The sequence below is a fragment of the Streptomyces sp. NPDC052301 genome, from assembly GCF_044593395.1.
Lineage (GTDB): Bacteria > Actinomycetota > Actinomycetes > Streptomycetales > Streptomycetaceae > Streptomyces.
The window spans coordinates 81,543-91,262 of record NZ_JBIUBE010000014.1 but is presented as its reverse complement, the minus strand read 5'-3'; the positions used below and the strand labels follow the sequence as shown (position 1 = coordinate 91,262).

Sequence of the window (9,720 nt, the reverse complement as noted above, 5' to 3'; positions counted from 1 at the left end):
GCTGCCCCGGCGGCCGCAACGTCGCCCTCGCCCGGCTGCGTGAGTACGGCGACACCGACATCGTCGTGGAACTGGACGACGACGGCCTTCTCGTCTACGCCGACGTCCTGCGCCGCGTGCGCGACCTGTGCACCGCCGACCCGCGCCTCGGCATCGTCGGCTTCCGCATCGCCGACGAGCACGGCGAGACCCAGCAGCGGCACGTGCCCCGGGTGGGCAGGTCCGATCCGATGCGTGGCGGGTACGTCACCTGCTTCCTCGGCGGTGGGCACGCCTTCCGCATGGCGATGCTGGACGAGATCGGGGACTGGCCCGCGGAGTTCTTCTTCGCCCACGAGGAGACCGACCTGGCCTGGCGCGCCATCGACGCCGGCTGGAAGATCCGCTACGCACCCGAGCTGCTGCTCCAGCACCCCAGGACCTCACCGGCCCGGCACGCCATCTACTACCGCGTCAACGCCCGCAACCGCGTCTGGCTCGTCCGGCGCCGGCTGCCGCTGCCGCTCGTCCCGGTGCACCTGGGGGTGTGGACGCTCCTCACCCTCGCCCGCACCCGCTCGCCGGGCGGGCTCCGGGCATGGTTCGCCGGGTTCGCGGAAGGGCTGCGGGAACCGGCCGGCGAACGGCGTCCCATGCGCTGGCGCACGGTGTGGCGGCTCACCCGGCTGGGACGTCCCCCGGTGATCTGAGCCGGTCGCTGACCGACGCGCCGGGGGCGCGGGAAGAAAACGGGACGGGACCCCGGTCGTTCACCTCCGCCGACCGGGGCCCTGATACGTCCCCGGACCTGGCCTGCGGCGACACTCCCCCGAGTTACGCGACTTGTCGCGCGCGCCGTAGAACCAGCTCCGATGGAATGATCACATCAGGGTTCGCCAACGGATCGCTAACATGTGGCCAACGGTTCGTCGGAAGGCCGTGGACCGGTTGGCCGGAAGTCGCCCGGCGACAGCCCGAACAGGCCGTCGTGCAGGCGGAATCGCGGCCGGTCCGGCAGGCGGAAGGTGGCGGGAAACCGCTGTGAACAGGGCGGATTTCCGCCAGGTGACGGAGGGCGCGGGCCCGCCGTGGAGCACGGTCGGCCCCGACCGCGCGGGAAGGCAGTGGAGCGGCGTGATGCAGCGGTGCGGGCTGCGGTTCGGGCTGCTGGGAACGCCGGTCCTGTACGAGCGACCGCCGTACGAGATTTCGTACGACACCCTCGACGGCACTGCCGGCGGCACTTCCCGGGAGACCTCCGACGACAGCCCCGACGACGGCGTCCGTGCCATCGGCAGCCCCAAGGTGCGCGCCCTGCTCGCCGCCCTGCTGATGGAGCCCGGCCGTGTCGTCTCGGTCGAGTCGCTGAAGGACGCCCTGTGGGGCGGGGCGCCGCCCGTCTCCGCGCAGGCCTCCCTGCACAACCACGTCACCCGGCTGCGCCGGCTCCTGGACGACCCCGAGCGGCTCAGGGCGGTGCCGCCGGGCTACGTCCTGCGTGTCGACCCGGGCGAGTTGGACGTGCACGTCTTCGATGCCCGGGTCGCCCAGGCGCGGTCCGCGCACGCCCGGCGGGACTGGCCGGGCGTCGTCCGCGCGTGCACGGCCGCGCTCGCGCTCTGGCGCGGCACCCCGCTCGGCGGACTCCCCGCCGACTTCGGCGGATACGCCTTCGTGCAGCGCCTGGAGGAGGCGCGGCTGCTCGTGCTGGAGTGGCGCTACGAGGCAGAACTCGCGCTCGGCGGAGCCCGGTTGTCGGCGCTCGTCCCGGAGCTGTCGGCGCTCGTGGCCGAGTATCCGCTGCGCGAGGCGTACCACCGTCAGCTGATGCTCGCCCTGCACCGCACCGGCCGCCAGGCCGAGGCCCTCGCCGTCCACCGCGATCTGCGCGCCCGCCTGGTCGGGGAACTCGGCATCGAGCCCGGCCCGGCGGTCCGCGAGGCGCACGTCGAGGTGCTGCGGGGGGCCGGCGAGGGGCAGCGGGGGGATGAGGAGCGCGCGGACGCCGCGTCGGCCGCCGAGGCCGGCCGCCGACGGACCGACCGCACGGCGCCCGCGGGCGGGGACGCCGGCGAGAGCGGGCCGCCGCCCCCCGCGCCCCGGCCGGAGGGCCGCGGCCCGGCCGCCCGGCTGACCCCGCGCCCGGCCCAGCTCCCACCGCCCCCGGCGCACTTCACCGGCCGCACCGGCATCCGCGGCGCGCTGCGCCTGGCGCTGACCGAGCCGCCCGCCCCGGCCCCGGCCGTCGCCGTGATCAGCGGCATGGCCGGAGTCGGCAAGAGCGCCCTCGCGCTGCATGTCGGACATGAGCTGCGGGACCGTTTCCCCGACGGCCAGCTCTACGTCAACCTGCACGGCGCCACCCCCGGCATGACCCCGCTCACCTCGGCGCAGGCGCTTTCCGCGCTGCTGCGGGACCTGGGAGCCGAGCCCCGCGCGATCCCGGAACACCCGGACGCCGCCGCCGCGTTGCTCCGCTCACTGCTCGCTCCGGCCCGCATCCTGCTGGTGCTGGACGACGCGGCGAACGCGGCCCAGGTACGGCCCCTGCTGCCGGCCGGCCCCGGCTGCGCGGTGATCGTCACCAGCCGCTCCCCGCTGACCGCCCTCGACGGCGCCCGGCGCTTCCCGCTCGCCCCGCTGACCGGCGAGGACAGCGCGGCCCTGCTGCGCGCGGTCAGCGGGCGCGAGGGGCTGGACGCCGCGCATCCCCTGGTGGAGCTGACGGGCCGGCTCCCGCTGGCGCTGCGGGTCGTCGCCGCCCGGCTCGCCGCCCGCCGCGCCCTCACCCCGGATGCGCTGGCGGGTCAACTCGCCGCGACCGGCGGTCGGTTGCACCACTTGGAGTACGACGACCTGAGCGTCCGGCGCTCCCTGGCCGTCGCGCACGACGCCCTCGCCGCCGCCGGACGCGAGGCCGACCGGGACGCGGCCCGCGCACTGCGCCACATCGGCGCGCTCGACCTGCCGACCTACGGTGCCCCGCTGATCGCCCGCCTCACCGGCACCGACGAGCGCCGCGCCGAGGCCGCCCTGGACCGGCTGGTCGACGTCGCCCTGCTGGAGGAGACGGCGTACGGCCGCTACGCCCCGCACGACCTCGTCCGCCACTTCGCCCGCGAACTCGCCGACCGCGCAACCGACATGGGCACCCCCGACCGCACCGCGCTGCGCTGGTACGGCGCCGTCGCCGAGCGGGTGCTCGGCGTCACCGTCGAGCCCGGCATCGACCAGGACGACCGGCTCCGGGCGACCTCCGCGCAGCCGGCCGAGCACACGGCGGAGGTGGCGGCCATACCGTCCTTCGAGTCCGCCGAGACGGCCTTCGCCTGGGGCGAGATGGAGCTGGAGAACGTCGTCGCCCTGGTGGCGCGCAACGCGGACACGGCCGACACGCGCGCGGCCGCCCATCTCTCGGTGCTGGCGCGGCTGCTCTTCCCCTATGTCCAGCGCGGCGGACAGGTCGCCGAGATGGAGGTGCTGGGACGGGCCGCGCTCGGGGTGGCGCGGCGGCTCGGGGACGCGGCGGCCGAGGCCTACGCGCTCGGCGACCTGGCCGGCCTGCACTTCCTGACCGGCCGGCTGAACGACGCCCTCACCCTCACCGACCGGGCCCTGGAGATCTGGCGGCGGCTCGGCGCGGCCTCCAGGATCCGGCGCTGTCTGAACAACCGCGGGCTGCTGCTGGAGGGGCTGGGGAGGTTCGCGGAGTCCGGGGAGGCGCTGCGGCAGAGCCTCACCTACTCGCGCCGGCTGAACGACCTGTACGGCGAGGCCGTCACCCACAGCCACCTCGGCAATCTGTACGAGCACACCGACCCGCGCGCCGCCATCGAGCAGCACCGGCGGTCACTGGCCATCGGGGACGCGATCGGCGCGGTCATCGTGCAGCACTCTGCGCACTGCAACATCGGCTACGCCCAGCTCACCCTCGGCGAACCGGCCGCGGCGGCAAGGCACTTCGAGGAGAGCCTGCGCATCCTCGGCGGCCACGGCGACTGGCACGGCGAGGCCCAGACCCGGCTCGGGCTCGTCCGCGCGCTGCGGCAGCTGGGCGAGACCGAACGGGCGGGCGGCGAGTGCGCCGAGCTGCTGCGGCGGGCCGACGCCCGCGCCGACCGCTACACGGGCGCCCTGGCCCGGCACCAGCACGGGCTGCTGCTGTGCGAGCAGGGACGGCGGGCGGAGGCGCACGAGGCCTGGCGCGCGGCGCTCACGGCGCTGGACGGCACGGACGAGCAGGCGGTACTGGCGGAGCTGCGGCAGCTGCTCGCCGACTGAACAGAGCTGTCGGCCGGCCTCACTTGGCGTCCGCGTAGCACTCCACCACCGCCGTCGTGAAAGGGAAGCGGACCGGCGTCTCGCCGAAGGTGAGCCGTCCGGCGAGGCCGGCGCAGTCACGGATGGCCTGCACGACGGTGCCGGCCTCCTCGGCGGGGCAGTGCACGATCACCTCGTCGTGCTGGAAGAAGACCAACTCGGCCTCGAGGTCCGCACAGGCCCGGCGCAGCGCGGCGAGCATCAGCAGCGCCCAGTCGGCGGCGCTTCCCTGGACGACGAAGTTGCGCGCGAAGCGGCCCCGCGCGCGGGAGTCGGTCGAGGCGTAGCCCGGCACCCAGGCGTTCTGCCCCTCGTGGTCGTCCTCGCTGACGGGGATGCCCGCCTCCTCCGCCGCGTCCTCTCCCGAACCGGCGGCGGGCGGACAGGTCCGGCCCAGCCAGGTGCGCACCAGCCGGCCCTCCTCGCCGGCCCGCGCGGCCTCGTCCACATAGGCCACCGCCCTGGGGAAGCGGCGGCGCAGCGCGGCGAGGTTCTTCAGGCCGTCGCCGGAGGTCTGGCCGTAGACCGCGCCGAGCACCGCGATCTTGGCCTGGTCGCGGTCGCCGGAGAAGGCGCGGTCGGAGACGGACTGGTAGAGGTCGCTCTCCCGGCCGGCCACCTCCATCAGGCCGGGGTCACGGGAGATGGCCGCGAGCACCCGCGGCTCCATCTGATCGGCGTCGGCCACCACCAGCCGCCATCCGGGGTCGGCGACCACGGCCCGGCGGATCACCTTGGGGATCTGCAGGGCGCCCCCGCCGTTGGTCACCCAGCGCCCGGTGACCGTGCCTCCGGCGAGGAACTCGGGGCGGAACCGGCCGTCGCGCACCCAGTCCTGGAGCCAGGACCAGCCGTGCGCCACCCAGATGCGGTACAGCTTCTTGTACTCCAGCAGGGGAGCGACGGCCGGGTGGTCGACGGACCGGATCTCCCAACGGCGGGTCGACCTGACCTTGATCCCGGCCTGCGCGAAGGCCTTGACCACGTCGGCGGGCAGGTCGGGGCGGACCCGGCGGCCGAACGCGGTGGACACCTCGTCGGCCAGCTCGGCGAGGCGGCGGGGCTCGCCGCCGCCCGCGTACCGCTCGCCGAGCAGCTCGTGCAGCAGCTCGCGGTGGACGCCGGCGCTCCAGGGCAGGCCCGCGTGGTTCATCTCGGCGGCCACCAGCATCCCGGCCGACTCGGCGGCGGTCAGCAGCCGCATCCGGTCCGGGTGGGCGCACCGCTCGTGCCGCCGCAGCTGGTCGGCGTAGACCGCGAGCAGGTCCGGCAGGGGCAGGTGGGTTCCCGCGGGCTCGAACAGGGGTGACTGGGCGCCCGGTTCGGCCGCGCGCTGCGGCGGGTCGGGCGGTACGGGGCCGCCGCGGAGGCGGGCCAGGGCTGCGGCGGCCGAGCGCGGCTCGCCGTACCGTCCCTCGTGGCCCAGCAGGAGTGTCTCGGCGTCCTCGATGTCGTAGCACCGCTCCACTCGCACCCCCGTGGCGAGCAGACGCGGGTAGACCTCGGGGGTGGACCGCCACACCCAGCGCGTCACCTCCGGGCGGCTCCGCACCGCCCCGGCGAGATCGCTCTCCCGCCGCACCGGTCCGGCGGGCAGCCCGTCCGGGCCGAGGGGAGCGACGTCCACGCCTCCGTCCTCGGCCGGTGCGAGCGCCCACCGGTCGGCCATGACCACGAGTGTGTCAGGGGGGTCTGACAATCGCTGTGACCTGCAAGTTTCAGCCCTTCTCCCCCTCCTGCCGGCCTTGCTCCAGCAGCAGGGACAACGCCCTGGCGAGGTACGCCTCGGTCGCCGCCTTGGTGATGCCGAGTCCGCTGAGGACGCCCGTGCCGTTCTCGTGCTCCAGCAGGGCCAGCAGGATGTGCTCGGTGCCGATGTAGTTGTGGCCGAGCCGGAGGGCCTCGCGGAAGGTGAGCTCCAGGGCCTTCTTGGCGTCGGCGCCGTAGGGGACGAGGTCGGGCATGTCCTCGGCGGCGGGCGGGAGCGCGGCGGTCGCGGCCCGGCGTACGGCGTCCAGGAGGACGCCCTGTTCGGTGATCGCCTTCGCGCCCAGGCCCTCCGGCTCGGCGAGCAGGCCGAGGACCAGGTGCTCGGGCCGGCCCTCGGGGGTGCGGGCCGCCACCGCCTCGTTGTGCGCGGCGATGACCACGTTCCGCGCGCGCGTGGTGTAGCGGCTGAAGTCCTGGGCGGACTCGCCCGACTCCTTCGGCACGAACCGCTTCTGCGCCGCCTGCCGGGTCACGCCCATGCTCCTGCCGATGTCGGTCCAGGACGCGCCCGAGCGCCGGGCCTGGTCGACGAAGTGGCCGATCAGGTGGTCGGCCACGTCACCGAGGTGATCGGCGGCGATCACCGCGTCCTGGAGCTGCTCGAGCGGCTCGACGTGGGCCTTCTTGATGGCCTCGATGAGGTCGTCGAGGCGTACGGATGCCGTGATGTTCGGTGGGGTCGCCATGTGTCAACCGTAGGTTGCGCCTCCCAGGGTGTCAACCATCGGTTGACAGCGACTCTCCACTCTCCGGTGCCGGCCGCCGTCACCGTCGAACGAACTCACCACCCGCCCTGTCCACAGCCTGTGGACAACTCTCGGCCCGCTGTCGGTACGGCATGGCACGATCGACGGTGTGACCAGCACTGCCAGCACCGTCGAGCGGGCCTTCCGGGCCGCCCTCTACGACGGCACCGACACCGGACTCGACACCGGCGCCTCCCTGCTCGCCGCCGACCCCGCCGCGGACGGCGAACTGGCCCGGCGGGGCGAGGAGTTCCTCGCCGGCGCCTGGCAGCGCGGCTGGCAGCCCGCCGATGTCGTCCGGCTGGTGCGGCGGGAGCTGGAGGAGACACATGTCCGGCTCACCGCCGCCCTGATCCGGGCCCAGAGCGGACGGGACCGGCCCCGCGGACACCGCTGGGCCGCCCAACTGGAGGCGCTGCCCGAGGGCGCCGCCCGCGCGGGCGACCGCTTCTCGCACGCCACGGCCCTGCTGGAGCTGTACCGCCTGCTGCTGCGCCTGCCCGCCCTGGAGCCCCTGGAGGAGGAGCGCCGCCGCACACCCGGCCCGGCCGCCTCCCGCATGCTCGGCCGCATCCGAGCCCTGCTCGCCAAGGCCGAGGCGACCGGCTACCCGGAGGAGGCGGAGGCACTCAGCGCCAAGGCGCAGGAGCTGATGGCCCGGCACAGCGTCGACGAGGCCCTGCTCGCCGCCGATGCGCCCGCCCCGGACGCGCCCGGAGCCTGCCGGATCGGCGTCGAGCCGCCGTACGAGCAGGCCAAGGCGGTGCTGCTGGACGCGGTCGCCACGGCGAACCACTGCCGCGCGGTGTGGAACGAGGCCTTCGCCTTCTCCACGGTGGTCGGCTTCGAGGCCGACCTGGAGGCGGTCGAGCTGCTCTACACCTCGCTGCTGGTGCAGGCCACCCACGCGATGACCAGGGCGGAGGCGGCTCAGCGCGCCGGCGGACGCAAGCGCACCAAGACGTTCCGGCAGTCGTTCCTCGCCGCCTACGCCCACCGGGTCGGCGACCGGCTGGCGTCCGCCGCGCAGACCCAGGTCACCCAGGACCTGCTGCCGGTGCTGGCCACGCGCGCCGTAGCCGTCACCGGCCGCCTGGAACGCATGTTCCCCGAGACCACCACCACCCGGCTGCGCGGCGTGAGCGACGCGGCCGGCTGGACGGAGGGCGCACGAGCGGCCGACGAGGCACAGGTGAAGGCCCGCCGACGACTCGAGTAGCTCAGTCGCCGACCTGCTGGAAGGCGCTCACGGAGGCGTCCGGACCGCCCTGGCTGCCCTGGCCGGCGACCGGACCGTACTTCCAGGGGAAGCTCTGCGCGGCGTCGCCACCGGGCAGGGTGATCTTCATGTCCGTGGCCGGCAGGCTCGTGGAGTCGCCCGCCTTGCCGCGCACATAGCTGATGGTGAAGGTCGCGGAGTCGCCCTTGGCGAGCTTCAGCTTCTGTGCCTGCGCGCCCTTCTGCGGAGCCAGCTTCGCGGTCGCACCCTTCCGGTCGAGGGTGACGCCCGGGAAGTCGTCCAGGGTGCACGGCTTGCTCTGGTTGGTGATGCTGACCGGGATCTCGCCGGTGTCCCCGGCCGCCGGTGCCACGCTCGCCGACCCGACCTGCACGGAGACCCCGCCGAGCCGGCAGGCGGAGCTGTCCTTGCCGCCGCTCTTGCTCCCGCCGTCGTCGTTGCAGGCGGTCAGCAGCAGGGCGGCGGCGAGGGCGGTGACGGTGAGCGGAATGACGCGCATGAACTGTCCCATCGAGGTCGTGACGGTGCTCCTGCATCATGGCGCCTCGGCCGTGGGCCGGTTCGCCCGCCCCTCCGGATGTCACCGCTTCAGGTGGCGGTGCCCCGGTCCGCGCTCACGCCTTCGGGAAACCGGACGGCAACTCGCCGCCGTCGGCCTTGGTGTACGACTCCTGCCCGGTCTTGCCCGACCAGGTCACCCGCATGCCCTTGCCGTCCACCGAGTCGACCATCCCGCTCACCCGCGCCTTGTCGCCGTCGGGGCAGGTCAGATGGATCATCCGCATCCCCGCCTCCTCGCCGGCGGTGCCGCGGCACCACTGCTTGCCGCCGGTCACGAAGAGTCCGGCCTGCTTCCCGCTGATCACCAGGGCCACGATCCTGCCGCCCGACGTGGTGACCCAGCTGCCCTGGAGCTTGTCGGCGGCGTCCGTCACCCCCGCCGACCCCGTGGCGGCCGGCGTGGTCACGGTCGCGCTCGGTGTGGCGGACGTGCCCTTCGAGCCGCCGCCCCCGCCGCACGCGGTCAGCGCGGCGAGCGCGCCCACCAGTCCCGCGGCCACGGTCGCGGCCCGCACCCTTGCCGTCGCAGAAGTCACCGGAAAGCTCCCAAGCTGTAGCGGCCGGCCGCCCTCCGCCGGACGGCCCGCAGCAAGCTACCAGCAGCCCCTGGAAGACCCCCCGGATGCGGGCAGGGAAGCGTTGCCGATGTCGCTCCGGCAGCTGACCGGATGCCATGGGTAGGCGTCTCCCTACGCTTGACCGGTAGGGAATTCCCTACCTATTGTCGTCCCATGACCGTCACCCACGCCTCCTTCCTCACCCTGCCCGTCGCCGACCAGGACCGTGCCCTGCGCTTCTACCGGGACGTCCTCGGCTTCCAGGTCACCGCCGACCTGCCGCTGCCCCAGGGGCGCTGGCTCCAGGTCGCGCCCGAGGGGGCGCAGACCGTCTTCACGCTCTCCGGTCCGGGCATGGGTGATTTCGAACCCGGCTCGGCGCGGGGGATCATGCTGGTGACGACCGATGTCGACGCCGACTGCGCCCGGCTTGCCGAGGCGGGCACCGAGGTGCAGGGCCCGGACGCGTACCCGTGGGGCCGGATGGCCTCCTTCCGGGACCCCGACGGCAACGGTCTGATGCTGCTCACGGAGGCCCACCAGTAGA

8 protein-coding genes are annotated in these 9,720 nt (G+C 74.5%); 4 read left to right on the top strand and 4 right to left on the bottom strand.

Going from position 1 to position 9,720, the window contains the following annotated elements; genetic code table 11:
• Window positions 1-689 (top strand): glycosyltransferase (locus ACIHEJ_RS31845; protein ID WP_400140617.1); only part of this gene is annotated, 689 nt, incomplete at its 5' end.
• A gap of 427 nt (window positions 690-1,116) precedes the next feature.
• Entirely contained in the window at window positions 1,117-4,260 is a 3,144-nt protein-coding gene (locus tag ACIHEJ_RS31840; protein ID WP_400140839.1) for a BTAD domain-containing putative transcriptional regulator, read from the top strand.
• Window positions 4,261-4,279: 19 nt separating this feature from the next.
• Here ACIHEJ_RS31840 and ACIHEJ_RS31835 read toward each other — a convergent pair whose 3' ends face one another.
• Window positions 4,280-5,968 carry a bifunctional 3'-5' exonuclease/DNA polymerase gene (locus ACIHEJ_RS31835; RefSeq protein ID WP_400140615.1) on the bottom strand — a complete coding sequence of 563 codons (1,689 nt, stop codon included), beginning with the start codon at window positions 5,966-5,968 and terminating at the stop codon, window positions 4,280-4,282.
• Window positions 5,969-6,017: 49 nt separating this feature from the next.
• On the bottom strand, window positions 6,018-6,755 hold the full coding sequence (locus ACIHEJ_RS31830) for a Clp protease N-terminal domain-containing protein (protein WP_400140613.1): 738 nt from the start codon (window positions 6,753-6,755) through the stop codon (window positions 6,018-6,020).
• 169 nt (window positions 6,756-6,924) lie between these two features.
• Between ACIHEJ_RS31830 and ACIHEJ_RS31825 the strand changes: the two genes are divergently transcribed.
• Entirely contained in the window at window positions 6,925-8,034 is a 1,110-nt protein-coding gene (locus tag ACIHEJ_RS31825) for a DUF2786 domain-containing protein (protein ID WP_400140611.1), read from the top strand.
• Between the two features lies 1 nt (window position 8,035).
• Here ACIHEJ_RS31825 and ACIHEJ_RS31820 read toward each other — a convergent pair whose 3' ends face one another.
• The gene (locus ACIHEJ_RS31820) at window positions 8,036-8,554 is read right to left on the bottom strand and encodes a DUF4232 domain-containing protein (RefSeq protein ID WP_400140609.1); all 519 of its coding nucleotides are present in this window, start codon (window positions 8,552-8,554) and stop codon (window positions 8,036-8,038) included.
• A gap of 115 nt (window positions 8,555-8,669) precedes the next feature.
• Window positions 8,670-9,152 carry a hypothetical protein gene (locus tag ACIHEJ_RS31815; RefSeq protein WP_400140607.1) on the bottom strand — a complete coding sequence of 161 codons (483 nt, stop codon included), beginning with the start codon at window positions 9,150-9,152 and terminating at the stop codon, window positions 8,670-8,672.
• A gap of 195 nt (window positions 9,153-9,347) precedes the next feature.
• Between ACIHEJ_RS31815 and ACIHEJ_RS31810 the strand changes: the two genes are divergently transcribed.
• A complete protein-coding gene (locus ACIHEJ_RS31810; protein ID WP_400140605.1) occupies window positions 9,348-9,719 on the top strand; it encodes a VOC family protein in 372 nt (123 codons plus the stop codon).
• The last annotated feature ends 1 nt before the right edge of the window (window position 9,720 follow it).